Annotated in this window: 22 protein-coding genes, 2 tRNA genes and 2 pseudogenes; 8 read left to right on the forward strand and 18 right to left on the reverse strand. The window is 60.8% G+C overall.

Features of this window, described 5'->3' with window-relative positions:
- Positions 1–45: 45 nt before the first annotated feature.
- The gene (locus tag KPG66_RS13105) at positions 46–234 is read left to right on the forward strand and encodes a hypothetical protein (protein ID WP_237071113.1); all 189 of its coding nucleotides are present in this window, start codon (positions 46–48) and stop codon (positions 232–234) included.
- 259 nt (positions 235–493) lie between these two features.
- Here the strand turns inward: KPG66_RS13105 and KPG66_RS13110 are convergent.
- The 9 genes and pseudogenes from KPG66_RS13110 to def form a co-directional block, all read right to left on the reverse strand.
- Positions 494–569 (reverse strand) — tRNA-Phe (locus KPG66_RS13110).
- Between the two features lie 106 nt (positions 570–675).
- The gene (esaR, locus tag KPG66_RS13115) at positions 676–1,362 is read right to left on the reverse strand and encodes a response regulator transcription factor EsaR (protein ID WP_237071114.1); all 687 of its coding nucleotides are present in this window, start codon (positions 1,360–1,362) and stop codon (positions 676–678) included.
- On the reverse strand, positions 1,363–3,807 hold the full coding sequence (locus tag KPG66_RS13120) for a sensor histidine kinase (protein WP_013436602.1): 2,445 nt from the start codon (positions 3,805–3,807) through the stop codon (positions 1,363–1,365).
- Entirely contained in the window at positions 3,797–4,390 is a 594-nt protein-coding gene (locus KPG66_RS13125) for a DUF4390 domain-containing protein (protein WP_237071115.1), read from the reverse strand. Before KPG66_RS13125 ends, KPG66_RS13120 begins: the two co-directional genes overlap by 11 nt.
- Complete coding sequence (gene rsmB / locus KPG66_RS13130) at positions 4,387–5,769, reverse strand: 16S rRNA (cytosine(967)-C(5))-methyltransferase RsmB (protein WP_237071116.1); 1,383 nt, start codon at positions 5,767–5,769, stop codon at positions 4,387–4,389. Before rsmB ends, KPG66_RS13125 begins: the two co-directional genes overlap by 4 nt.
- On the reverse strand, positions 5,770–6,627 hold the full coding sequence (gene htpX, locus KPG66_RS13135) for a zinc metalloprotease HtpX (RefSeq protein WP_237071117.1): 858 nt from the start codon (positions 6,625–6,627) through the stop codon (positions 5,770–5,772).
- An 83-nt stretch (positions 6,628–6,710) separates the two neighbouring features.
- Positions 6,711–6,860, reverse strand: a pseudogene (locus tag KPG66_RS13140) (LysE family translocator); the annotation flags it as partial.
- Positions 6,861–7,874, reverse strand: a complete 1,014-nt coding sequence (gene fmt / locus KPG66_RS13145; RefSeq protein WP_237071118.1) for a methionyl-tRNA formyltransferase — start codon at positions 7,872–7,874, stop codon at positions 6,861–6,863.
- A 34-nt stretch (positions 7,875–7,908) separates the two neighbouring features.
- A complete protein-coding gene (gene def, locus KPG66_RS13150) occupies positions 7,909–8,412 on the reverse strand; it encodes a peptide deformylase (protein WP_237071119.1) in 504 nt (167 codons plus the stop codon).
- Between the two features lie 250 nt (positions 8,413–8,662).
- On the opposite strand from def, the gene dprA reads away from it, so the two are divergent.
- The 3 genes from dprA (at position 8,663) to KPG66_RS13165 (ending at position 13,758) form a co-directional block, all read left to right on the forward strand.
- Entirely contained in the window at positions 8,663–10,333 is a 1,671-nt protein-coding gene (dprA, locus tag KPG66_RS13155) for a DNA-processing protein DprA (protein ID WP_237071120.1), read from the forward strand.
- 151 nt (positions 10,334–10,484) lie between these two features.
- On the forward strand, positions 10,485–10,862 hold the full coding sequence (locus KPG66_RS13160) for a thioredoxin family protein (RefSeq protein ID WP_041753932.1): 378 nt from the start codon (positions 10,485–10,487) through the stop codon (positions 10,860–10,862).
- A gap of 217 nt (positions 10,863–11,079) precedes the next feature.
- Positions 11,080–13,758 (forward strand): DNA topoisomerase III, encoded by a 2,679-nt coding sequence (locus KPG66_RS13165; protein ID WP_237071121.1) that lies wholly within the window; start codon positions 11,080–11,082, stop codon positions 13,756–13,758.
- 253 nt (positions 13,759–14,011) lie between these two features.
- On the opposite strand, the gene KPG66_RS13170 is transcribed toward KPG66_RS13165, so the two are convergent.
- Both KPG66_RS13170 and KPG66_RS13175 read right to left on the reverse strand, forming a co-directional pair.
- Complete coding sequence (locus KPG66_RS13170) at positions 14,012–15,169, reverse strand: LysR substrate-binding domain-containing protein (RefSeq protein WP_442929442.1); 1,158 nt, start codon at positions 15,167–15,169, stop codon at positions 14,012–14,014.
- A 214-nt stretch (positions 15,170–15,383) separates the two neighbouring features.
- Positions 15,384–17,246 (reverse strand): phosphoenolpyruvate carboxykinase (GTP), encoded by a 1,863-nt coding sequence (locus KPG66_RS13175; protein WP_237071122.1) that lies wholly within the window; start codon positions 17,244–17,246, stop codon positions 15,384–15,386.
- 350 nt (positions 17,247–17,596) lie between these two features.
- Here KPG66_RS13175 and KPG66_RS13180 point away from each other — a divergent pair, with 350 nt between their 5' ends.
- Positions 17,597–18,610: a D-2-hydroxyacid dehydrogenase family protein gene (locus KPG66_RS13180; RefSeq protein WP_237071123.1), complete on the forward strand. Its 1,014-nt coding sequence runs from the start codon at positions 17,597–17,599 to the stop codon at positions 18,608–18,610.
- Between the two features lie 126 nt (positions 18,611–18,736).
- Here KPG66_RS13180 and KPG66_RS13185 read toward each other — a convergent pair whose 3' ends face one another.
- Entirely contained in the window at positions 18,737–19,735 is a 999-nt protein-coding gene (locus tag KPG66_RS13185; protein WP_237071124.1) for a DMT family transporter, read from the reverse strand.
- Between the two features lie 190 nt (positions 19,736–19,925).
- On the opposite strand from KPG66_RS13185, the pseudogene KPG66_RS13190 reads away from it, so the two are divergent.
- Together KPG66_RS13190 and KPG66_RS13195 are read left to right on the forward strand one after the other, a co-directional pair.
- A pseudogene (locus tag KPG66_RS13190) lies at positions 19,926–20,015 on the forward strand (IS6 family transposase); the annotation flags it as partial.
- Between the two features lie 452 nt (positions 20,016–20,467).
- Positions 20,468–20,543 (forward strand) — tRNA-Lys (locus KPG66_RS13195).
- Between the two features lie 454 nt (positions 20,544–20,997).
- On the opposite strand, the gene KPG66_RS13200 is transcribed toward KPG66_RS13195, so the two are convergent.
- The 4 genes from KPG66_RS13200 to sap1 all read right to left on the reverse strand — a co-directional run bounded on the left by KPG66_RS13200 (position 20,998) and on the right by sap1 (position 23,671).
- On the reverse strand, positions 20,998–21,681 hold the full coding sequence (locus KPG66_RS13200; RefSeq protein ID WP_013436619.1) for a DUF799 domain-containing protein: 684 nt from the start codon (positions 21,679–21,681) through the stop codon (positions 20,998–21,000).
- A 13-nt stretch (positions 21,682–21,694) separates the two neighbouring features.
- On the reverse strand, positions 21,695–22,063 hold the full coding sequence (locus tag KPG66_RS13205; protein ID WP_237071125.1) for a DUF4810 domain-containing protein: 369 nt from the start codon (positions 22,061–22,063) through the stop codon (positions 21,695–21,697).
- Between the two features lie 40 nt (positions 22,064–22,103).
- Complete coding sequence (locus KPG66_RS13210; protein ID WP_013436621.1) at positions 22,104–22,784, reverse strand: CsgG/HfaB family protein; 681 nt, start codon at positions 22,782–22,784, stop codon at positions 22,104–22,106.
- 536 nt (positions 22,785–23,320) lie between these two features.
- A complete protein-coding gene (gene sap1, locus KPG66_RS13215) occupies positions 23,321–23,671 on the reverse strand; it encodes a surface attachment protein Sap1 (RefSeq protein ID WP_237071126.1) in 351 nt (116 codons plus the stop codon).
- Positions 23,672–24,329: 658 nt separating this feature from the next.
- Here sap1 and KPG66_RS13220 point away from each other — a divergent pair.
- Entirely contained in the window at positions 24,330–24,578 is a 249-nt protein-coding gene (locus KPG66_RS13220) for a hypothetical protein (protein ID WP_013436626.1), read from the forward strand.
- Here KPG66_RS13220 and KPG66_RS13225 read toward each other — a convergent pair.
- Positions 24,572–24,745, reverse strand: a complete 174-nt coding sequence (locus tag KPG66_RS13225; protein ID WP_013436627.1) for a hypothetical protein — start codon at positions 24,743–24,745, stop codon at positions 24,572–24,574. The two genes, KPG66_RS13220 and KPG66_RS13225, sit on opposite strands and share 7 nt — an antisense overlap.
- A gap of 35 nt (positions 24,746–24,780) precedes the next feature.
- Entirely contained in the window at positions 24,781–25,125 is a 345-nt protein-coding gene (locus KPG66_RS13230) for a hypothetical protein (RefSeq protein ID WP_232509302.1), read from the reverse strand.
- Between the last annotated feature and the right edge of the window lie 289 nt (positions 25,126–25,414).

Below are 25,414 nucleotides of genomic sequence, written 5' to 3' on the forward strand. Positions count from 1 at the left end.
GTGTAATCAGTCTACGCAAAGCCAATAACCGGGAGATTAGCCGCTATGAACAAGCAACTGAAATTGATTCGTAACACTGCGCAGGAAGAAGCCGCAATCGCGCGCGGCATTGCCGCTGATGCGGATACGTTCGTGCCCACCGACGAACAGTTTGCGCAGATGAAGCGACGGGGTGGGCGACCGAAGCTGGAGCAGCCCAAAATCACCGGGCAGGTCACAAAGCTGGCAAGGTGATTTCCGTGCCGCTGAACGACGATGCTTTGGTTGTGCTAAGTGAGCAACAAGGACAGCACAAGCACTACGTGTTCGTGTACAAAGGTGCGCCTGTCAGTCGCATATACAATCACGCCTAGGAAAAAGGCCTGTGCTCGTGCGGGCGTGCCGGGGTTACGGTTTCAGGATCTACGGCATACGTGGGCGAGCTGGCACGTTCAGGCCGGCACACCGCCAGAAATGCAAAAGGGTCCCGATTGCTCGGAACCCTTGTCAAACTTGGTGGCCTGGGGCGGAATCGAACCACCGACACGCGGATTTTCAATCCGCTGCTCTACCAACTGAGCTACCGGGCCACGCGAAGCAAAGATTATATCAAGGTCGGCTGCAGGTCTCAAGTTTTTTGTCGGCGTGGCACACGTGGCACGGGCAACGCAGCGAAGCGGGCGACGCGCGGCGCCGTCATTCCGCCTTGTTCTTGCCCAGTTCGACGCCAAGCTGCTTGAGCTTGCGGTACAGATGGGTACGCTCCAGCCCGGTCTTTTCCGCGACGCGCGTCATGCTGCCGTTCTCACGCGCGAGGTGATATTCGAAGTACGCGCGCTCGAACGCGTCGCGCGCATCGCGTAGCGGAATGTCAAACGAGATGGCCGTAGTCGGCACGCCTGCCACGCCATTGGACGCGGCACCCAATGCGTCCGCGACCGGCAACGCCGCCGCCCCAGCGACCGTTTGCGTCGCCGGCATGGGCGGGTTGCTGGCCGCCGTCGCCGACGGTGCGGCCTCCCCGTGGGCCAGCCCTTGTTCGACCGCGCTCAACAGTTTCTGCAGCGCAATCGGTTTTTCGAGGAAATTCAGCGCACCAATCTTCGTCGCCTCGACTGCAGTGTCGATCGTCGCGTGTCCTGACATCATGATGACCGGCATCGTCAGTTGGCCCTGCGCCGCCCATTCCTTGAGCAGCGTCACGCCGTCGGTATCCGGCATCCAGATGTCGAGCAGCACGAGATCCGGCGTCGATTGCTGCCGATACTCCCGCGCCTGTTGTGCGTTTTCGGCGACATCGACAGCATGTCCTTCGTCGCTCAGGATCTCCGAGAGCAATTCCCGGATACCCATTTCGTCGTCTACCACCAGGATGGTTGCCATTTACGCTACCTTTGTCTGCGCTGTTGCCGCTATTGCTTTTGTATGCGCTGTGTTCTTCGCCGCTGCCGCGGACCGTGGCGTGCGCGCGCCGCTTGAAGGGTCCGGTGCATCGACGCCGTCGGCCAATTGCAGGAACAAGATCGATATCTGCGCGCCGGCCACGCCTCCCTCTGCCGGCTTCGTGCGATTGCGGATGTCGATACGCGCACCATGCTCGTCGATGATCTTCTTCACCGTAGCAAGCCCGAGACCTGTCCCCTTGGCCTTGGTCGTGACATAGGGCTCAAACGCGCGTGTCAGGATACGCGCAGGAAAGCCCGGACCATTGTCCGATACTGCAAGCCGGACCGCGACACGCGATTGCCCTTGCGCATCGGATTCGCCGTATTCTACTGTCCTGGTCTCGAGCAAGATATACGGGCTCGAAACATCTGCGACCGCATCCAGCGCGTTCTGCAACAGGTTGTGCACGACCTGCCGAAGTTGCGTCGGATCGCCCTTGATCTCCGGCAATGCCGACAGCTCCACCTTTAACGGACCCTTGCCGTCCTCGATCCCATACAGCGTCAACACTTCGGTGACTAGCTCGTTCAATTGTAAGTTCACGAGTACCGCCGGCGGTGTGCGCGCGTATTCGCGGAAATCGTCAACCATGCGCTTCATGGCGGCGACCTGATTGACGATCGTCGTCGCGCCGCGCTTCAAAAAGCCCGCGTCTTCCGGCGCGAGCTTGTCGCTCAGCTTCATCTGCAGCCGTTCGGCCGACAACTGGATCGGCGTGAGCGGATTCTTGATCTCGTGCGCAAGCCGCCGAGCAACTTCGCCCCACGCAATCGAGCGCTGCGCCGAGATCAAGTCGGAGATATCGTCGAACACCACCACATAGCCCGCGGGACCCATCTGCGGCGCATGCGTCAGGCCGGGCTGCGCGAGGCGGCTGCCGCGCACGAGCAACGTCAGCGGGTCGCTCTCACCGGGTACCTCGATCGCGAACTGCTGTTGCCAATGCCCCGGGTCAGGCGGCAGGCCTTGTTCAGGGGAACGCGCCGCATCGCGTTCAGCAAACGCCTTGCGGATCATCGCGCCGAACGCGGCCAACACGCAGATCTGCTCCAGGGGCACACCAAGCAGGGCATCAAAAGGTTGCCGGAAAATCCGCTCCGCGCCGCGATTCGCCGTGGTCAAGCGGAACTGGTGATCGAATACGAACACCCCCGCCGTCAGGTTCGCAAGGATACTTTCCAGATACGCCTTCGAATGCTCAAGCGCGATCTGGTTGCGCTCGACCGCGGCGCGTGCATCGGAGAGCTGGCGCGTCATTGCGTTGAACGACTGAGTCAGGAAGCCCAGTTCGTCGTTCGTCTTGATCTCGCGCTTGGGCGTGTAATCCCCGCGCGCCACCTCCTTGGTGCCCTGGGCCAGCAGGAACAGCGGACGCGCCAACTGGTTGCCCAACGCCAGCGCCAGCATCATCGCGGTAAATGTCGCGAGAAACAACGCAAGCGTTAGCGTACCGATATACATCTTGCGCAGGCCGGTCCTGCCCAGCGCCTTCTCCTGATATTCGCGGTACGCGCGCTGCACTGCGTCGGCATTGTGCGCCAGCGACGACGGCACCGGCTGCGCGAGTTGCAGAAAGCGCTCGCTCGGTTGCAACGCGCTCGTGTCCGTGCTCGGGATACGGACCACCACGCGCAGCCGCAATACGTCCTTGGCGGTGGCATGCGCACCCGCGCCGCTGTTGTCGACCTCGCCCTCCACGGCCGCATAGCCACGCTCGCGCGCCTGGCCGAGCATCAGCGGCGTGGGCAGGTCATCCGGCACAAGCGCCGCAAAATTGGACGACGCTTGCGCGATGACACGCATCTCGCCGGTCGCGCCAGATACGCTGCGCGCCGGCTCGACAATCGTCGCATCATGCACGCCGAACTGGTCGCGCAGCCGCAGCAACGTCAGCGTGATGTTAGACGGATCGGTATTGGCAAGCTGGTCTGCCATCAGCCGACCTTTATTCTGCAAGTCTGACAATGACGCATCGAGCATGCCGCGCCCCAGGTTCAGACCGGAGGTCAGCGCCGTCTCGATGTTGATGTCAAACCACGATTCGATGCTGCGCGACACGAACTGCAGCGACACCAGGTAGATGATACCGCCCGGCAGCACACCGACCAGCGCAAAGAACACCGCCAGCTTGGCGAGCAGCCGCGTGCCGAAACGCCCCTGCCTGAGCCGGCTGACGATGATCCACACTAATCCCCCGACGATCAGCATGAAGATCAACGCGACAACGAAGTTCGCCGTGTATAGCCACGAATAATAGCGGTCGAAGAACTCGGTGTTCGCGCTGGCGAGCGCCAGCAACCCCAACAGCAGCAGCGCGGTCAGCACGAACGTGCCGATCAGCAGCCTGACCAACAGGCTCTTCAATCTCACGCTATTTGCCATGCTCGCTCGCCGTGAACGTGAACCGCTTCCAGTCCGAGGACAGGTTCCAGTCGCGATTGTTGACCGCGTCGATCTGGAACGGCTTGGGCATCAGCGCGGTATCGAGCTGCATGCGTACCGATGCCGTATAGGTCTCGTCGGGCTTGACCTGCGAGCGGTCAATCACATGCCACGATGTGACATGTCGAATCACCGCCAACGCGTCCTCTAATGTCGGAAAACCCAGTTGCAACCCGCCAGTGGACACACGATACTCGCGCGTGAGCGGCTGGAACGACAGCCTTATACTTTGCGACACGCTGACCGGCTGCTCGTCGAACCAATACCAGCGCGCACGACTCAACTGGAACTCCGTCGTGAAGTACAGTGGGATGCCCCGGTTGACGGCGTCTTCAAGACTGCTGTTGAGTTGGAAGTCGAACCGCGCATCCAGGCTCCAGCCGCTGCCGTCGGCCTGTAACGACGCCCGCTGCACCGAGAACGTATCCGCGCGCGAGCCCGATGCGAATGTCGCGAACCAAACCGCCAGCACCAGACCGAAAACGGCGACGAGCCGTGACGAGAAAAAGCGTGATTGGGTCACCGTTTCTGAAAGCGCGCGTAGAAGAATCCGTCTTGGTCGAGGTCCGATCGAGCGTCACGGTGAGCATCGCAATGATCACCCGAGCGCGCCGCCGTGGGCAGGATCTGGCCCGGCGCGTCCAATCGTACCGCATCTTCGAGCGCGTGTTCAAACCATGCGGCTTGTTGCTCGCCTTCTTCCGGGAAGATCGAGCATGTCACATACAGCAATTGCCCGCCGCGCTCCAACAGCGGCCAGAGCGCCTGCACGATGCGGCGCTGCTCGGCGACCAACGCGATGATGTCGGTGGAACGTCGCAACCAGCGAATATCCGGATGGCGCCGCACGATGCCCGACGCGGAGCATGGCACATCGGCCAGGATACGGTCGAATCGCCGGCCGTCGTGCCACTGGCTCGGCTCGCCCGCATCGCCGATCTGAACGCTGGCGCGCAGCTTCAACCGCGCGAGGTTCTCCTTGATGCGCGCGGCCCGCGCCGCATCACTGTCGAGCGCCACCAGTTCGATGTCAGCGCACTCAAGAAGATGGCCGGTCTTGCCGCCGGGCGCCGCGCACGCGTCCAGCACACGCATCCGGTCGCGCACATCGAGCAGCGCGGCGGCACGCTGCGCACCCGCATCCTGCACTGAAACCGTGCCTTGTGCAAAACCGGGCAATCGCTCGACTGGCATCGGCTCGCGCAGCGTGAGCGCGGTATCCGGGCAAGCTGGGTTGCGCAACGCGTCGATGCCGCTTGCCCGTAGCCGCTCGAGATAGGTCGCCACATCCGTCTGACGACGGTTCACCCGCAGCGTCATCGGCGCATGCGCATTGCCCACTTCAAGCAAACGCTGCGCGTCGTCGGGCCACGTGCGCTGCAGCGCGTCGATCCACCATCGGGGATAGTTCCAGCGCGTAACCGGATCAAGCATCGCTTCGGCAAGCAAGGCGGGCCGTGAACGGACCATATTGCGCAGCACGGCGTTGACCAGTCCCTTCGTATGCGCGACGTTCGCGCGGGCCGCGATCGCATCGACCGCCTGGTTGACCACCGTAAAGTCAGGGTACGCGCGTGTCGCATCGGGCTCGGCAAGCAACGCGAATGCGCAGCGCAGCACATTCGCCACGTGCTCATCAGGCGCCCTGCGAACCAGCGTGGCCAGCCACGCGTCAGCCCGTGCCAGTTGCCGCGTCGCGCGATAGGCAAGGTCTTGAATCGCGCCGCGGGCCTGCGCCGACGCGATGCCCGCATGGACGGTGGCCAACGCGTCCGGCAGCGCAGTCCCGGCCCGCAGCCGCGCGAGGACGCGCGCCGCACAGTCCAACGCAAACGCGAGCGAATCCGGCCGCAGCGTGGCGGCGGCGCCAGAGGCAGGTCTTTTCCGGGGCACGTAGCTCACTCAGCTGTAGCGCCCCGTGCGCGCCATCGCCATCAACCGTGCGATCCGCTCCTCGGTCGCTGGGTGGGTCGAGAACAGGTTCTGGATCGCGCCACCGGCCAGCGGGTTCATGATCATCATCTGCGCGGTCGCCGGGTGCGCCTGCGCAGCAGCGAACGGAATGCCCGCCGCATACCGATGGATTTTGTCGAGCGCTGCCGCCAGCGCTTGCGGATCACCGCTGATTTGCGCGCCGCCGCGGTCCGCCTCGAACTCCCGCGAACGCGAGATCGCCATCTGGATCAAACCGGCGGCCAACGGCGCCAACAGCGCGACCGCGATACCAGCAATCGGGTTGGTCGGTCGCCCCTGCTCGTCCCGGCCACCAAAGAACATCGCGAAGTTAGCCAGTGCGGAGATGGCTCCCGCCATCGTCGCCGAAATCGTCGAGATTAGGATGTCGCGGTGCTTAACGTGCGCAAGCTCGTGCGCCATCACGCCGCGCATCTCGCGCTCGGACAACACGCGCAGGATACCAGTGGTCGCCGCAACCGCCGCGTGCTCCGGGTTGCGGCCGGTCGCAAATGCATTCGGCTGGTCTTCGTCGATTAGGTACACACGCGGCATCGGCAGCCCAGCGCGTGTGGCCAGTTCACGAACCATCCGATAGAACTGTGGCGCGCTGGTTTCGTCGACCTCCTGCGCGTTGTACATCTTCAGCACCATCTGGTCCGAAAACCAGTATGAGAAGAAATTCATGGTCAGCGCGAACACCAGCGCGATCGTCATGCCGCGCGTGCCGCCGATCATGCCGCCAATCACGATGAACAGCGCGGTGATCGCGGCCATTAGTAGCGCGGTCTTAAACCAGTTAAACATGTTAGCTACTCCGAACCCAACGACCCGTTGTAAGGAATGTGTTAGATAGGGGGTGTGCATCGAAAATTCAATGCCCGCACCCGTCAGCGTGTCGTCATCGCCAGCTTGATGCCGAGCCCGATGAAAGCACTGCCCATACCGCGCTCCAGCCACTGTCTGACCCGCGCGCGCCCCGACAGCCGCTGCGTCGCGGTGCCGGCGATCCAGGCCACGAAACAAGACCAGACCAGGCTCTATTGCGACGGTAGCGCAGCCCGTGGCCGATCGTTCGGCCTGGTCTCGAAGCGCTGGCCCACGCGCAGCGGAAACCCCGCCACGAATTCCCGAGCGGCAAGCCGCTTGCCCCCTGGCTTTTGCAGTTGAGTAGCGCGCAATGCGTGCTCGCCACAGGCGATCGTCACGCCGGCGCTGTCCACGGCCAGAATAGTGCCCGGCGTCAGGTCAGGTCCGCCAGCGCGTATCGGCTCGGCGGCCCAAATCTTCAGTGGCGTGCCTTCCAGTATCCCATGCGCGGCCGGAAACGGATCAAAAGCGCGCACCTTGCATGCGAGCACGTCGGCTGGCAAGCGCCAATCCAGCGCCGCCTCCTGCTTCGATAGCTTGTGCGCGTACGTGACACCTTCGCTTGGCTGCGGCGTCGCCGGCAACGAGCCGGTACGCTCCAGCTCGCGCAGCCCGGCGACGATAAGCCGCGCGCCGGTGACAGCCAGCTTGTCATGCAGCGTGCCCGTCGTGTCCGTCGGCTCGATTGCCACGGCTTCGCGCATGAGCATCGGGCCCGTGTCCAGACCCGCGTCCATCTGCATCAACGTGACGCCCGTGACCCGGTCGCCGGCTTCGATTGCGCGGTGGATCGGCGCCGCGCCGCGCCAGCGCGGCAACAACGACGCATGGATATTGATACAACCATGCGGTGCGATATCGAGCACCGCTTGCGGCAATAGCAGCCCGTATGCCGCCACCACCATCACGTCGTGCGGCGTGGCGCGCAGCAGCGCCAACGCATCGGCCGCCTCAGTAGGATACTTGCCGTCGCATCGCAACGAGGGCGGCTGCGCGAGCGCCAACTCCCGCGCCAGCGCAAGTTGTTTAACGGGACTCGGCGAAGACTTCATTCCGCGTCCCGCCGCCCGATCGGGTTGCGTCAACACGAGCGGCACCGCGAAGCCCGCGTCGTGAATCGACTGCAGCGCGGTCGCCGCGAACGGTGGCGTACCGGCAAAGATTACACGAAGGGTAGACGTCATCGCGGCCGTCACCTCGCGGACGTCATCGCGGCCGTCACCTCGCGCGCTCGAACTTCTTCATCGTCGTCTTGATCCGCATTTGCTTGAGCGGCGACAGGTATTCAACGAATACCTTGCCGAGCAAATGATCCATCTCGTGCTGGATGCAAATGGCCAACAATCCTTCACACTCCAGCTCGAACGACTCGCCGTTCTCGTTCAATGCGCGCACGCGGACCCGCTCAGCGCGTTCGACACTGTCACAGATACGTGGCACCGACAGGCACCCCTCTTCATTGATGTCGCGCTCATCGCTCGACCAGACGATCTCTGGGTTGATGAACACGCGCAACGCGTCGCGGGTATCCGATACATCGATGACCACGACGCGCTCGTGGACATCCACTTGCGTAGCCGCTAGCCCGACGCCGGACGCCGCATACATCGTCTCGGCCATGTCGGCCACCAGCTTGCGGATGCGCTCGTCGACACGTTCGACGGGCTTGGCGACCTTGTGTAGGCGCTTATCGGGGTAACGCAGGATATTGAGCAAAGCCATGATCAATCAGTCCTCTCGAGCAAACTCGTATTCGCGCGCAAGCGTCGGCCAATCGGCCGAATCGCCCACCTCTTCATCTTCGGTAATAGTTAAGTCAGGGCGCAGCGCTCCCGAATCAAGCCGCGGGCAGCATCGTGGGCGCGCAAAGGTCACTTGGCGCTTGCACTGGCGGACGCGGCGCGCGGGTCCTACGACGCGGACAGGGAACGCCGGAAACCAACCTACTGGACTGACAAAATTTTATCACGCGATGAATACCACGATCCAGCCGCCGATGCTTGCGGCAGACGAACTCGCCGCCTGGTTGACGCTCGCGCACACGCCTCGCGTGTCGGCGTCGGCGGCGCTCGCGCTGCTCGCGGCATTCGGCTCGCCGCGACCTATCATGACTGAGACGGCCGCGGGCCTGGAGCGTGTGGTCGGCGCCGTCGCCGCGCAGGCGTTGCTGCAAAGCCGCGACGCGGTGACACCGCGCGTGGAGGCAGCGCTTGCATGGGCTGCCGGGGACGCACGGCGGATCGTGCCGTTCGGCCATCCGGCGTATCCACCCGCGCTGCTGACACTGTACGATCCGCCGCCACTGCTTTACGTGCACGGCGCGATCGGCGCGCTGCACCGGCCAGCGCTGGCGATCGTCGGTAGCCGCAATCCGACACCGCAAGGCAATGACAATGCGCGCTTGTTCGCGCAGGCGCTTGCGGCACAGGGTGTGTGCATCGTATCGGGACTGGCGCTGGGCATCGACGGTGCCGCGCATCGCGGCGCGCTGGATAGCGGTGGTGTGACGGTGGCAATCACCGGCTCTGGCGCGGATGTTATCTACCCGCAACGTCACGCCGGCCTGGCCGCTGAAATCGTCGAGCGTGGCGGTGCGATCCTGACTGAATGGCCGTTGGGCGCCGCGCCGCTACGCCAGCACTTCCCGCAACGCAATCGACTCATCGCCGCGATGGTACGGGGCGTGCTCGTCGTGGAGGCCGCCCCCTATTCCGGTTCATTGATCACCGCGCGCCTGGCCAACGACATCGGCCGCGATGTGTTCGCCATTCCCGGCTCCATCCATTCGCCGATGTCCCGTGGCTGTCACCGGCTGATCAAAGACGGCGCCAAGCTGGTCGAGACACCGCACGACGTGCTAACCGAGCTTCGATTGCCGGAGCCCGGCGTCGAGGCTGCCGCCAGCGCCGCCCCGGCCAGCGCGCAAGCAGCCCCATCGGCCGTCTGTGCGCCCAATGCGCCGGCAGCCCACGCGCCTGAGCCGGCGGCAATCCATCGGCCCGGGGCGGCAATCCCTGCTTCGGATACTTCGGCAACCCACACGCCGGATGCTTTGACGGCCCACACACTCGATGCTTCGGCAGCCCATACATCCGATGCGACGGCCCACACACCGGATGCTTCGACGGCCCACACATCGGATGCGTCGGCGGCCTACACACCCGATGCTTCGACAACCCGCCCGGCCGAGCGCGCCACCATCCGGCCGGTGCGCGCTGGAACGGCCCAATCGGCTGACGCGCCGGCAGCCGATTGGGGCGACGCCACAGCCGCCGTACCAGCCGATCCGTTGGCGACGGGCCACCGCGCGCGGCCGCGGCAGTACCACACCGTCACGCCCGGTGACGCACGGCGCGGCACCGCTGCAGCGCGCGCCCTGACCCGACGTCGCACGATCGGGCCCTGGTCGAGTGCCCGCCGCCGCCCAGCGTACCTCGCCGCTGCACGGAGCACCCAAGCCAACCACGCCGCAGACGCAGCACGGCGCGCGACACTGGAAGCGATCGGACACGATCCCGTTACGCTTGAAACCCTGGTACAGCGTACCCATTTGGACTGCGCGACACTGCAAGCGGTATTGCTAGAACTGGAACTGGCCGGTACGATCGTTGCGCTACCAGGCGGGCGCTTTCAGCGCGCGTGAGCGGATTGCCGTGCCGGTCGCACGGCGACCATGCTAAAGTCCAAAATTAGATTACATCAGCAGCGGCGTGGCGCCACGGCCACACCCGCCGGGCGAGCCATGCCGGCACGCCCACGCCGCCACGATGCGTTGCCAGGATCTCTTTTCATTCATGCCTGCCCTCGACCTTGACCACGACGCCGACGTCATCACCACGCGTTTGTCATCCGCTGACACGCTGTTTGTCGCCTGCCTGTGCGCCGAATGGTGCGGCTCGTGCCGCGAATACCGGGCCGGTTTCGACGCGCTCGCAGACGCGCATCCGGAGGCATGTTTTGTTTGGATCGACATCGAGACGCATGCCGACCGGCTCGATGACTTCGATGTGGAGAATTTTCCGACCATCCTGATCGAGGATGCTCATGCCACGCGCTTTTTCGGCACCGTACTGCCCCATCCGCAGATCGTTGCGCGGATGCTAGTGGACTTGTCCTCGCTGCCCGGCGTGGAGCGCGCGCCAAAACTACGTCCGGCGCTCGTTGACGCGTGAGCGACGCGGCACGCAAATTGCCTATTCTCCGGCTATTGCCGCCTCGCGCCGCGCTTGCACGCAATTGTGCTGAACGCTTGCGGCCGACCTTGGCACGCGCTTATCATGCGCGGCTGAGCTGTTGCCGCAAGCCGCTTGCCGCGCTCGCGCCGCGATGCGTTTGCGGCCGATATGCTATAAAGCGTTCGATTCCGCGCATCCGTACTTTCCAATAGTCATGTCAAAAGCCCTGATCATCGCCGAAAAGCCGTCTGTCGCGAACGATATCGCGCGCGCGCTGGGCGGCTTCACAAAGCATGACGAATACTACGAGAGCGATGACTATGTGTTGTCGTCGGCGGTTGGCCACTTAGTGGAGATTGCGGCGCCGCAGGAGTATGAAGTCAAGCGCGGCAAATGGAGTTTCGCGCATCTGCCCGTTATTCCGCCCCATTTCGACCTCCAACCGATTGCCAAGAGCGAGTCTCGGCTGAAGCTGCTGACCCGACTGATCAAGCGCAAGGACGTCGACCGGCTGGTCAACGCATGTGACGCGGGCCGCGAAGGCGAGTTGATCTTCCGGCTGATCGTGCAGCACGCCAAAGCCAAGCAACCGGTGCAGCGTTTGTGGCTCCAGTCGATGACGCCGGCGGCGATCCGAGACGGCTTCGCGCAATTGCGCAGCGACCAGGAGATGCAACCGCTGGCCGACGCGGCGCGCTGTCGCTCCGAGGCCGATTGGCTCGTGGGCATCAACGGCACGCGGGCGATGACGGCGTTCAACAGCAAGGGCGGTGGCTTTTTCCTGACCACGGTCGGACGCGTGCAAACGCCGACGCTGTCGATCGTCGTGGAGCGCGAGGAAAAGATTCGTCGCTTCGTGCCGCGCGACTACTGGGAAGTTAAAGCTGAATTCGTTTGCGCGACGGGATCTTACGAAGGGCGCTGGTTCGACCCGAAATTCAAGAAAAACGAATTCGATCCCGAGCAACGCGACTCCCGACTTTGGAGCGCGGCTGCGGCCGAAACGATCGTCGCGGCATGCCGTGGGCAGATAGGCACGGTCAGCGAGGAATCGAAACCGTCGACGCAGCTCTCGCCATTGCTGTTTGACCTGACCAGCTTGCAACGCGAGGCGAACGGACGCTTCGGTTTCTCGGCCAAGAACACGCTCGCGCTGGCCCAGGCGCTGTATGAGCGGCACAAGGTGCTGACCTATCCGCGTACCGATGCGCGCGCGCTGCCCGAAGACTACATGGCCGCGGTCCGCGATACGCTGGAGGTGCTCAAGGAAAGCAACAACTACCTGCCGTTCGCCAAGCAGGTGCTGGACAAGGGCTGGGTCAAGCCAAACAAGCGGATCTTCGATAACACCAAGATCAGCGATCACTTTGCAATCATTCCGACGCTGCAAGCGCCCAAGAACCTGTCCGAGCCGGAGCAGAAGCTGTACGACTTGGTGGTCAAGCGTTTCCTGGCCGTGTTTTTCCCAGCCGCCGAGTACAAAGTGACGACCCGGATCACGGAAGTGGTGGGCCATCATTTTAAGACCGAAGGCAAGGTATTGGTCGCGCCGGGCTGGTTGCAGGTGTACGGCCGCGAGACATCGGGCGAGGACGCAAACCTCGCGCCGGTCGCCAAGGATGAGAAGGTCCAGACGGACAAGATTGCAGCCCAGCAATTGACCACCAAGCCGCCCGCCCGCTACAACGAAGCGACGCTGCTCTCGGCGATGGAAGGCGCGGGCAAGCTGGTCGAGGACGACGAATTGCGCGAGGCCATGGCGGCCAAGGGCCTGGGCACGCCCGCCACGCGCGCGGCGATCATCGAGGGGCTGCTTGGTGAAAAATACTTGCTCCGCGAGGGCCGAGAGTTAATCCCGACGGCCAAGGCATTCCAGCTGATGACGCTGCTGCGCGGCCTAGGCGTCGAAGAGCTCACCGCCCCCGAACTGACCGGAGAGTGGGAACATAAGCTGTCGCAGATGGAGCGGGGCCGTCTGGAGCGCGAAGCGTTCATGCGCGAGATCGCGCGCATGACCCAAACGATCGTTAAACGTGCGAAGGAATACGATTCGGACACGATCCCGGGCGATTACGCGACGTTGAAGACAACCTGTCCGAACTGCAACGGCGAAGTCAAGGAAAACTACCGCCGCTTCGCGTGCACGAAATGCGACTTCTCGATCTCGAAAATACCGGGCGGCCGACAGTTCGAGCTCGACGAGGTCGAGCAGTTGCTATCGGAAAAATCGATCGGCCCGCTGTCGGGCTTCCGCTCGAAGATGGGCCGCCCCTTCTCCGCCATCCTAAAGCTCGCGCGCGACGAAGAGGCAAACAACTACAAGCTAGAGTTTGACTTCGGTCAGGATACGATGGGAGACGAGGGCGAAGCACCCGACTTCTCCTCACAGGAACCCGTCGGCCAATGCCCGAAGTGTCATGCCCGTGTGTTCGAGCACGGCATGAGCTATGTTTGCGAAAATCAGGCGGCTCATCCGAAGACCTGCGACTTTCGCTCCGGAAAGGTGATCCTGCAGCAGGAAATCACGCGGGAGCAAATGGCAAAGCTGCTCGACCAGGGACGCACCGACCTGCTGACGAATTTCAAGTCGTCCCGCACCGGGCGCAACTTCAAGGCATTCCTCGTCAAGCAGAAAGATGGCTCGATTGGCTTCGAGTTCGAGAAGAAGGAGCCGGCGGCAAAGACCGCAGCGAAGTCTTCAACGCGTGGCGCAAAGGCAAACAGCGGAGCCGGGGACGCCGGGCCCGATACGACGCAACACGGCGACAGCCATCGCGCGACGTCGCTCAAGCCCGCAGCCAAACGGGCCACCCGGACCGCCACGGCAACGGCGGGTCCTGCCGCGAAAACCACCGCACGCAAGACGCCGGCACGCAAGCGCGCCGCAGGCTGACCGCCTCGGCGAGCGCGAGCCGAGCATTGGGCGAGTAAGTAGGACAACACCGGGCGATCGACACATCGCGCGATATGCCGCCTCACGCATCGGTCACGCGGCGTTACGGATAGCCGCGTGCACTGCCGTGGCCGCAAGGTGGCGCATGGCACCGGAGGCCGGCGTGCTGACGACAGAGGCCCAACGTGCCGACGCCGGAGGCCCAGTGTGCCGCGGCAGCGGCAGATCGCGCCGCCCGGACATATCCCGCTGCCTATGCCGGTTCGTACGTGCGACGTTCAGCGTTGCCCGGATATCGCCGTGGCGCCACCGGCGCACGGTTCTTTCCTTTGCGTTCGATACCGTTGGCGCGCAATTGTTCATCAAGCTGGTCCAGCTCGCCCTCGCCGCGCCCTTGCTCTGGGTGCTGGGGCGCCAGGGCCGCGTGCGCCACCGCGTCGGCCGACCCCGTCGAGCCGTCGGCTGCCTTTGTGCGCGCGCCATCGACGCCAGACCATTGTTCACCGAGCATGCTGTTCGGCGTCTGGCTAAAGTGCTCGACGAGGTGATCGATGAACGTGCGCACCTTGGCCGGCAGATAGTGCCGGCTGGGATAAGCAATGTTGATATCGACCCGCGGCAGGTGATATTGCGACAGCAAGCGCAGCAAGCGCCCCTCGGCCATGTCGCGGCCGATCAGGTAGCTTGGCAACAACGCAATGCCATTGCCGAGCAACGCGAGTTGACGCAGCATCTCGGTATTGTTCGCGATCATCACATTGGTGGGCCGCACTCGGACCTCTTGGCCATCCGGACCGGTGAATACGCGCTCGTCGCCCCAATAGTCTGCGGGCAATGACAGGCAGTGATGCTCGAGCAAGTCTTCGGGTCGCTGCGGCACACCATGCTTGGCGATGTACTCAGGCGTTGCGCAGACGGTGATACAGCCGGTCGTCAGCCGACGCATCACGACACTGGCACTGCGCACGTTGCGCGCAATCACGACGCCGACGTCGAAACCCTCCTCCACCATATCGACCTCCCGGTCCACCAGCGTGACGTTCGGGATGACCTGCGGAAACCGCTGCGCGTACGAGTGCAGCACGGGCGCCAAATTGTGCAGCCCGAACACCACTGGTGCGACGATGCGCAACGTGCCGACCGGCTCGTGATTGCGCGCCACCACCATCTGCTCGACATCTTCCAACTCGTCCAAGATCTGGCGGGCACGCTCAAGATAGACTTGGCCGGACTCGGTCAACGAAAGCGAACGCGTGGTTCGATTCAGCAGACGGGTTCCCAACCGGCTTTCCAAGTCGGCGACGTGCCGGGTGACGACAGCATTCGACATGTCCATCATGGAGGCAGCCTTGGCAAAACTGCCCAGGTCTGCCACCTTGACGAAAACGCGCATCGACTGCAAATGATCCATAAGGAAACTCCTACTGCGTGCAACCGAAATGGCATTGTTGCACAATTGCAATGCGGGATTTTCCTATGACTTGCGAAAGTCTGCAGAAGTTGCGGCACTGCGGCACGTCATTTTCTAAAAAACGCCGAAACTCTGTAGGGGAATCGGCATAATGTTGTGGTAACGGGCCACACAGCGCAAAAATGCTCGAACGCACCAAATTGGTGCAAACGGACTATGCCGCGAGTTGCCGCTCGATCCGGTCTTTGATCCGGCTCAACGCCTCGGGCAGCCGGCATTCCAGCTTGGCAAACCATTCCCCGTGCAGCGCCAGCTCCTCGCGCCACGCGCTAGCGTCGATTGACATGACCTGCTCGAACTGCTGACGTGAGAACGCCAGGCCGGTCCAATCGATATCCTCATAGCGCGGTGAAACGCCAAACACATGCTCGACACCGCGCGCCTGCCCGTCAATGCGCCCAAGCATCCACTGCAGCACGCGCATGTTGTCGCCGAAACCCGGCCAAACAAACTTGCCGTCGGCACCCTTGCGGAACCAGTTCACGCAATAGATTCTGGGCAACGTCGCGCCTTGCGCTTGCAGCCGGGCGCCGATGTCGAGCCAATGCGCAAAGTAGTCACTCATGTTGTAGCCACAGAACGGCAGCATCGCGAATGGGTCGCGACGCACGACGCCTTGTTGGCCCGCCGCGGCGGCCGTCGTCTCGGAACCCATCGTCGCGGCCATATAGACGCCTTCCACCCAGTTACGCGCTTCGGTTACCAGGGGCACGGTACTAGAGCGGCGGCCGCCGAAGATGAAGGCGTCGATCGCCACACCCTGCGGGTTTTCCCACTCAGGATCGATCGACGGGCACTGCGATGCAGGCGCGGTAAAGCGCGCGTTCGGATGCGCGGCCTTGCGACCGGTTTCCCGCGCAATCTGCGGCGTCCAGTCCTGACCTTGCCAATCGATCAGGTGCGCGGGCGGCGTGTCCGTCATGCCCTCCCACCAGACATCGCCGTCATCGGTCAGCGCGACATTCGTGAAGATCACGTTTTCGCGCAACGTGGCCATCGCGTTGAAATTAGTCTTTTTGCTGGTACCCGGGGCAACGCCGAAATAGCCGGCCTCCGGATTGATTGCGTACAGCCTGCCGTCCTGGCCCGGCTTAATCCATGCGATGTCGTCGCCGATCGTCGACACACGCCAGCCGTTCATCTCCTGCGGAGGGATCAGCATCGCGAAATTCGTCTTGCCGCAGGCCGACGGGAACGCGGCAGCGACATGGTACTTGCGCCCCTGCGGCGAAGTCACGCCCAGGATCAGCATGTGTTCGGCGAGCCACCCTTCGTCACGGCCCATCGTCGATGCGATACGCAGCGCGAAGCACTTTTTGCCAAGCAATGCATTGCCGCCATAGCCCGAGCCGTAGCTCCATATCTCGCGGGTCTCCGGGAAGTGCACGACGTATTTCGTATCGCTGCACGGCCAGCGCACATCGGACTGGCCCGGGGCGAGCGGCACGCCGACCGAGTGCACGCACGGCACGAACTGGCCGTGCTCGCCGAGTATGTCGTAGACCGGCCGCCCCATCCGGGTCATGATCCGCATGTTTACGACCACATACGGGCTGTCGGTCAGCTCGACGCCGATGTGTGCAATCGGCGAGCCGAGCGGCCCCATTGAGAACGGCACGACGTACATCGTGCGCCCGGCCATCGAGCCATCGAAAAGCTGTCCAAGCGTCGTGCGCATTTGGCCAGGATCGATCCAGTTGTTCGTCGGACCCGCGTCCTCCTTGCGCTGCGAACAGATAAACGTGCGATCCTCAACCCGCGCGACGTCGGACGGATCCGAGCAGGCGAGGTAACTGTTCGGGCGCTTCGCGTCGTTGAGTTTCTTAAGCGTTCCGTGCCGAACCATCTGGTCGCACAGCCGGTCATATTCTTGTTGGGAGCCGTCGCACCAGACGACGCGGTGAGGCCGCGTCAATGCTGCGACTTGCTCAACCCACTCGATTAGCTTGCGGTGCCTAACGTATATCGGAATGTTGAGATCAACGGTGAGGTCGCCTCCTTGGGCAGGTTGATTCATGAAGCTGTCTCCGTTTTGGCAAGAAAGAAACGGTATGAGTCCGACGATGCTGGCTACGAGAGGTGCGCGCCAACGGGCGCACGTGCAAAGCAGACATCGCGGACATTGCAGCTTGCCAGCTTGTACCATCTTGTAACGTAGCTTGCATCGGCGCTCGACAAGCTGTTAAAAGTTGAAAAGGCTGCTTGATTTTCGGCACGGCATAGGTGCGCTGACACGCACGAAAGCAGTTCCCCGGCCTCGGCGCATCGGCGCCGCTGATCACTGCATTGCCGGTTGAAGCGTCAAGCATAGCACCCCGTCCGCGGTGCAAGTGGTGCACCGCAAAAGACCGCACTGTTCCAAGTCCCATGAAGATTGCCATCCTCGATGACTACCAAGACGCCGTCCGCAAGCTCGACTGTTTTCAACTGCTCGCCGGGCATGACGTCAAGGTGTTCAACAACACGGTGCGCGGGCTCGGGCAACTCGTCAGCCGACTCGCGGAAGTCGAAGCGCTCGTATTGATCCGCGAGCGCACGCGCATCACACCGCAATTGCTAGACAAACTACCGCGACTGAACGTCATCAGCCAGACAGGCCGCGTATCCAGTCATTTGGACCTGCGGGCGTGCACCGAGCGCGGCATTCCGGTGCTAGAAGGCACGGGCTCGCCCGTTGCGCCCGCCGAGTTGACGTGGGCGCTGATCATGGCGGCGCAGCGTCGCATCCCTCAATACGTCGCGAACCTTAAGCAAGGTGCCTGGCAGCAATCAGGCTTGCGCACCACCGCGCTGCCACCCAACTTCGGGCTCGGCCAGGTGCTGCGCGGGCAGACGCTGGGCATCTGGGGCTACGGGAGAATCGGCAAGATCGTCGCCCACTACGGGCGCGCGTTTGGCATGACCGTGTTGGTCCACGGACGCGAACATTCGTTACACGCGGCGAAAGACGATGGTTTCGAAGTGGCGCAGACGCGCGAGCAACTTTTTGCCGAAAGCGACGTGCTGAGCCTGCATCTACGGCTGCACGACGAGACCCGCGGCATCGTAACTGTCAATGACCTCGTGCAGATGAAGCCAACGGCACTGTTCGTCAACACGAGCCGCGCTGAACTGCTCGAGGAGAACGCGCTCGTATCAGCCCTTCATCAAGGGCGGCCGGGCATGGTCGCGGTGGACGTATTCGAAAGCGAGCCAATCCTGCAGGGTTATCCGTTACTGCGCATGGAAAATGCGATTTGCACGCCGCACATCGGCTACGTGGAACGCGAGAGCTATGAACTGTATTTCGGCGCGGCGTTCAACAACATCCTTGCGTATCTGGACGGCGATACGCAAAATGTCGTGAACCCGGAATCACTCACGGCGCGAGTGCGGCGTTGATGCGCACGCGCGTCGCGGCCGCACTTTTTGATTTTTTGCCAGCTTTATTACTGGCTCAGACCCCGGCCAGCCCACTTATCAGGCTGTCCGATTTTGCGCGCCCACCTCGACCTCCACAAAGCGCAATCAGCTAGACGTCAAACTGACTTTTTTGCAAGCTGATGAGCGGACCTCGCGGTGGACGCGCGCGCAAGAATCGATACGTCTGCCCGAAAAACTTACACAAAGCGCACTTCCAACAATTAACACTACGCCTAGCGCTGCTTGTAGTCCGATAAGCTCACCCCAAATCACGTACTCAAAAAGAATTGACCATACAACGCCAAAATAACTTAACGGCGCCAGCAACGACGCGGGAGCATTTTTGAACGCCGTCGTCAGCAGTAGCTGTCCCGTACCAGCAGTTAAACCAAGCAGCGCCATCAGCGCTAGATCTTCTATGCTTGGAGTCGTCCACGACACCCATAGCGATAATCCGCTTACGATTGTCCCGATCAACGTAAAATACAAAACAATTACTGTTGGCTCTTCAGTACGGGAAAGCCTTTTAATTTGAATTACAGCCCCCGCGCCGAAGACGGCGCTGAGCACACCCAGTCCCGTTCCCAGCACCGATGCATATCCGCCAGTCAACGGGGAAATCAATGTCACGCCACCCAACCCTACTACGAGCCCTCCTACCACACCCATTCGTAACCGTTCACCTAAGCACACCATCGCGAACACGGCAACGAAAATAGTCTCCAAGTAATGCAAAGTCACAGCGGTAGACAAGGGTAGGTAGAGCAAGCTTGAAAGAAAGGTGCCCATCGAGCCTAGCGCCATCGCCGCCCTGAAAAAATGCCCTCCAAACCGGCTCAGTGTAAACTCCTTTTTATTAAATTCAAGACGGCGAAAGACGAGCATGGCGGGGATCAGCCCGAACAGCATGCGAAAAAATGTGATTTCGTTAGGCGGATACTGTGCCGCAATAAATTTTGCAATAACACCGACCAAAGAAAAAAAGAAGACCGCACAAAGCATTAGTGCAATCCCACGCATAATCCGACTATCAATTAACTTAAATATTTGTTTATTAAATAACGACTGCATATTTTTCAATTTTTTGGCTTTACTTTCCGCCAAAAAGACTCCATCTTTAGAACATAACATGTATCAATTTTACATACTTTTGGCAAAAAAACATCATGTCAAAGCCAGATTCGAATATATTCTGTGTATTTGGGGAGCAAACAAAGCAAGCGCCTGTAGGGTTCTGTCGCATTAAGGCGGTAGGTCAAGGTTTGTTGCTTATCGCCTATCGACGGACACCCGGTTGAAGACGCAGAAAACGCTGCCTGCTGGCATTGCCACAGTACTGAAGCGCCTGCCTTATCCGGTGGATAAGGCCCTGATGTGCGTGCGCTAGTACGTGGCATATTCGTTGAATCTGGGGCGATTCTCTTTTCGTTATCGCGATACAACCCTTAGCAGCGTCACTCAGAACGCGCAGCTTAATTATGAGAAAGGGACCCGTTGTCCGGATTCGACTTAGCTTCAAGCAGTGGTCACGATGACCTGGAGGCTCTTGCAGCGCTCAAGTAGTTTTCGGAACCGGCGAGATAGCCGAAGCTGCGCGCAACGGCTAGGCTAAAGGCTGCTAAGTTTGAGCAGCCTGATCTGCTCGCACATTGGGCCATGGAAACCACGGTTGGACGATAAGCGCCCGATAAATCAAGAGGTTCACGCCGGATCTGTGAGGGCGCGCGGATGTGGACCTAGTGTGCTGCTCGACACCGAACCTACCCGATCCCCCAAGCCCCGTCCCTCAAAAAGACTTGCATACCGCGGAAAGTCTGCTACAATTCCCCTTCTGTTGGGGCGTTAGCTCAGTTGGTAGAGCAGCGGACTCTTAATCCGTAGGTCGAGTGTTCGAGTCACTCACGCCCCACCAAGAAATCAAGGGCTTAGCAGCGATGCTAGGCCCTTTTTGCTGTCAGTTACTCATCCTTATTAGACAGTGCCTAATATTCCTCAATAAAAAGCCTCGCCATCCCCCGTCTCTCGATCATAGTCGCATGTTGGTGCGTCAAAACGCACGATTCCCACACACCGGAAAACGCTTGGAAACCCACGCCACAAGGGCTGGCAAGCCGGGCGGCATGGTGCACTAAGGCCACCCAATTTAAGGAAGTGGATAGACGAGGAAAGCACTGCGATTTTTGCGCAACGACCGAGTTTGGCGCGCAGTAGTCTGCCCTTGCATCAAAGAATGCAATATGGCCACCGCACGAGCGAGGTCAAGCAACGGCGCACCGCAAAAATGGCGGTGCACCCGTAAATGGCCCGCTGCGCCTACACAACCGCGATACCGTGTCCCGGTTGCAGTCAACGCAGCGATGCAGCCGTCAATCGGTCCCGTACTTCGGTGAGCGCGGTCCGTAAAGCAAGCCACTCGGCGGCCCCGCCGACAACAGGCGCCGGCTCGCCAGATTCGCGACGTCAACGCTGTCGTCGGACAGCGTATGCGCAATCTGCTTGATCGCGGCCTGTGCCAATATGCCGATCAATCCGAACGCACCGACGTTGACGTTGGTGCCCACCTCGTCGCCGGTAGCACGCCCCTCGCCCTGCCACAGCACATCGCCGGTTTTTAGATCGACAAGCTTGGCCGATGCTGCCACGACCGTCTTACTGTCGAGCACAGCGTAGACGGAGCCATATTGCTTGACCTTCGTATAGAGCGCTGCGTCAGCGCCGAAGATATCGCGAAGCTTCGCGGGCGTGACACCTTGAATATCCGTCGGTGTGGTCAGCCCGTTGTACTTAAACGTCTCCTCCATGGGGGCCACGGGTACCACGTAGTATCCAGCCTCGGCCAACGGAAGCGTCATCTGCGAAAGCAAACCGTAGGTGGCCTTCACGTCTGACGTTTCGTTCACCGGCGGCAGCACGAGAATCGAACGGGGCTGGCTTCTCTTGAATGCAGTGTAGTCAGGACGTTGGTTGGGACCCGCACACGCGGCCAGCAATGCGAGCATCGCACCGGCGCATAGCGATTTCAGTAAAGAGACCTTGATGATCTTGAACATGGTGGCGCTCAGCTCAGGGTTGCCTGGACTTCTTCATCAGGAAGTCCATGTACGGCGATGATTCGGGAAACGACTGCTTTTCGGCCTCGAATGCTTGTACGGCTTGCGAGTCATTGCCAACGCTCGCATACAGCATTCCGAGATGCGCATGAAACCCCGGCGGTGGACGATTTCCTGCCGCGCGAATTTGTTGCAGCGCTTTTTCCAGAGCGTCGATCTGCTGCTGTGGCGCCGTTTGTCCCTTGAAATACTCGTAGACCTGCGGCTGATAAGCGTCCCATTGATACAGCGGCACGGTGGAATGGCTAGCGCAGCCAGTCAACCAGGCCGCAGTCGCAACCAGCGACAACCCGGTTTTTTTGAGGAAGATAGAGAAATTCATCTTGCTTTTTTAGTGATTGGCATAGCGTGGGGCGAGCACTTCATTTCGCCGAACCGAGTGCGCCGGCATCGACCTGTTCGACCAAGTGGTTGACCGCTTCTTGAATAGCCAGATCCAGCACCTTGCCGTTCAACGTGGAGTCGTAGCCAGCCGTCCCGCCAAAGCCGATGACCTCCCGATTGGAGACGCTGTATTCGCCCGCGCCCTGGCTCGACAGCACGACTTCGGACGTCGCAGTATTGACGATATTGAGATTGACCTTCGCGTACGCGACCTGCGCTTTTCCACGCCCGAGAATACCGAATAATTGATGGTCGCCGACCTCCTTGCGACCGAACTCGGTGACGTCGCCCGTCACGACGAAATTGGCCCCCTTGATCGCCTGAGCCTTTTTCATGAAGCCGGCTTCCTGCTTAATCTCGTCTAGGTTGTCCCGGTCGAGCACGTTGAAGCGGCGGCTCTGTTGCAGGCGCGTGACTAGGATCGTCTTGGCCTGTCCGCCGAGGCGGTCGATCCCGTCGGAAAAGATACCGCGCATATAGCTAGACCGGTTATCGAACTTGCCGACGGCGATCTCCATCGGCTTGCCGGCAAACGGTGTTTGGGCGCTACTGACCACGGGTACCGGCAGCGATCGCGATGATTCCGTCGCGCACGCGCTCAATCCCAGGGCGAGTGCCGCCGTAATCCAGATAACGCCACAATTTTTATGTTTTTTCACGCAACATCCTTATCAACTTAAAAGAACACACTGCCTAAATGAGTACGGCCCGTGGCAAACGCCCGAAAGCAGCCATGCCGTTGCCAAAACGGTGGCAACGTCAGCCAGTGCCCAACTTGTCGAATCGGTGAAATAAAAAAGACGCACTTAGCTTGGCGCTCGCCATGCTAAGGTTTCTTGATAAAACGGTGTGTGTAAAACAACAGCCGCTATTGCTGCGCCAGCCTTATCTATTTCGACAAAATCGATAGCCCATTCGCCGCTTTTTTGTTAAAAATCCTGCTGCCTCTGCATTTTTCAGCCATCGTTTCGCTTTAGTGATGGGCAACGGGAAGGCGTTCACGACGTGGTGCTAAACAACGAGATTTTCACGTTTGAATCGCGCGATGTCAACGACACATTGAAATTGCGCGACCGCCGCAAGGAAGACGAGATCCGGCCCATTTATAGGCTGAATCCCGGCTACCGCAGTGCCGTGAATCAGCGCGGCGTCCGTGTCAGGACGCGGCAACTCATCGCCATGCAGGTGTTCTTAACTATTGCTTGATAAAGCGGTCCGAAGTCCATAGGCCGTTCGGATCGCGATTGCCCGCGTTCTGAAATTCAATCGCATGCCCGACTACTCGGATGATTCTGAATTCGTCATTTTCCGGCGTCGACAGGCATTGGTACCCATTAAACAGCTCTTGCATTTTTCCTTGTTCGCCGGCCAACGCATGCTGGTCAGCTGCTTCCAGCTTATCGCGCGACAAACATCCATAGGCATTTGCCTTGAAGCGGAACGTCTGGTCCGGCGCCAGCTTGACGACTTTGTCCTGGGCTTGCGCCGCGGACAATGCGGCGGCGAGCGTGACGAAAGCAATAACCATCCCGGTACGTTTCATCATGAATCTCTCTCCTATGGGCTGCGCACACCTTGGTATGACATTCGCTGAAGATAACCACAGCAGCTCCATCGTAGACCAATGCCAGCAAAGCACAAGCAGAACTTGTGTGCAGCCGCAATAGGCCAAAATGCCGCACCTTTTGGCAACATGCCTGTCACACGCATTGCGGCGTTTTGACGCACTGCACATATCGCGCCACAGCACGCAGCCGAAATGACGCGTGATTTGTTGCATTAATGAATGCATAAAATACCCAGCCCGCTCAGCGGGTAAGCCATTGGTGCCCTCTCGCCAAAAATTGATGAGGCGCTGAAACGCTTACTGAATAAAAAACCGCCGGAGGAGGGACGCAACCCCTGCCCGGAGCCGGGATACGCAAAGCGCGGCAATCCGAATCACACCGCACAATGGATCGCGCGGATCGGCCCGGGTAGATATGCGCCCCATTGGCAGCCTCCACGCTAGTCACGCTCCCGCTCGCCGGCCAGAATGCCAGTCCTGGCGGGCCAACTGGATGCCAAGGTGGGGCGCAAGATGGCAGTTGGTGCTGGCCGGCTAGCTGGAATGCTAGGGGGCCAGTTGGAATGCTGGTGGGAAATGCACAGCGACCTAGAATGAAGACCTAGAATGAAATTAGGATTAATGTAGGGACCCGATCATGGTCGAGCAGATTATCCTAGACGCATTTCTCTTACTGCCATTGATGATCGTTGCGTTTCTTTTCATTGACGAACTATGGCAGGAGCACCGGTTGCGCAGTCATGACCACGCCGAACGCGCGCGGCCTTATCCATCGACAGATAGGGGACGCGATTCGCCACAATCACCCGCCGGCTTCGGGGTGTTGCTGGTGAATGACGCCGCGCCTACGCACCGGCGCACCGCACGCGCGGCGTCGCATCAATGACGGCGGCGCAGCCATCCCGCCAGGTGGTGAGTCTCCATCCAATGAAGCACGCGACTGCGCTCCGGACGCTCGCGCCAGCGTGATAAGAGTTCGAATCCCCACAGTGACAACAGAATCAGAATGCCTAATCCACCACCGATCAGCCCTACAACCGTCTCGCCTTCCATGATTGCCCTCCATCGGGAACACTCATCCCTTTATTTTAGGCAATCGGATAGCGACGGAAAGGGGCAACGGCACGCGCCTGCGCGCGGCCAGTTGACTCAGTCGCCATTGAGCGCACGCAGGTACGCGCAAAACATGTCAGCCATCGCGTCGGCATAGAGTGGATCTGAGCAGGTGTACGGGGACTTGCCGATAATTGTTTTCCTGCTGCACGGATCGTGTCGGTAATCAATCTGCATGCCAGGGTCAGGGTCGCGGTCGACGCCGCGGGCAGCCCACGTTGCATGAACGTCTGCATAATGTGGTCACCCGCCTGCTTCACTTGTTTCGCCTCCGGCGCATCGTGATAGAGCAGCATGGCGTCGTTGAGTGCCACGCGCATCTCAATCTCCTCCCACTCCGGCCGGATAAAGGCATGGACGAACCTGCGCAACTACCCAGAATGGGTCGATGGGACGAGTTCAGCAATGCCGACAACGACCGGGATAAAAAAGAGTCGCCAGCCTCTGCCGGCGACTCCTACCCCACGTGGGCCGCTGTCAACCTAAATAAATACCAGGGCCGCGATGCGTAACACTCGGTGCGGCGCGCCACGGCTTTATCCGCCCTTCACTGATCCGCCCTTCACCGTCGCCGCCGGCCGACGCAACACTCGCGATGCTATCCTCGCA

The sequence above is a fragment of the Mycetohabitans sp. B2 genome, from assembly GCF_021733735.1.
GTDB classification, from domain to species: Bacteria; Pseudomonadota; Gammaproteobacteria; order Burkholderiales; family Burkholderiaceae; genus Mycetohabitans; species Mycetohabitans rhizoxinica.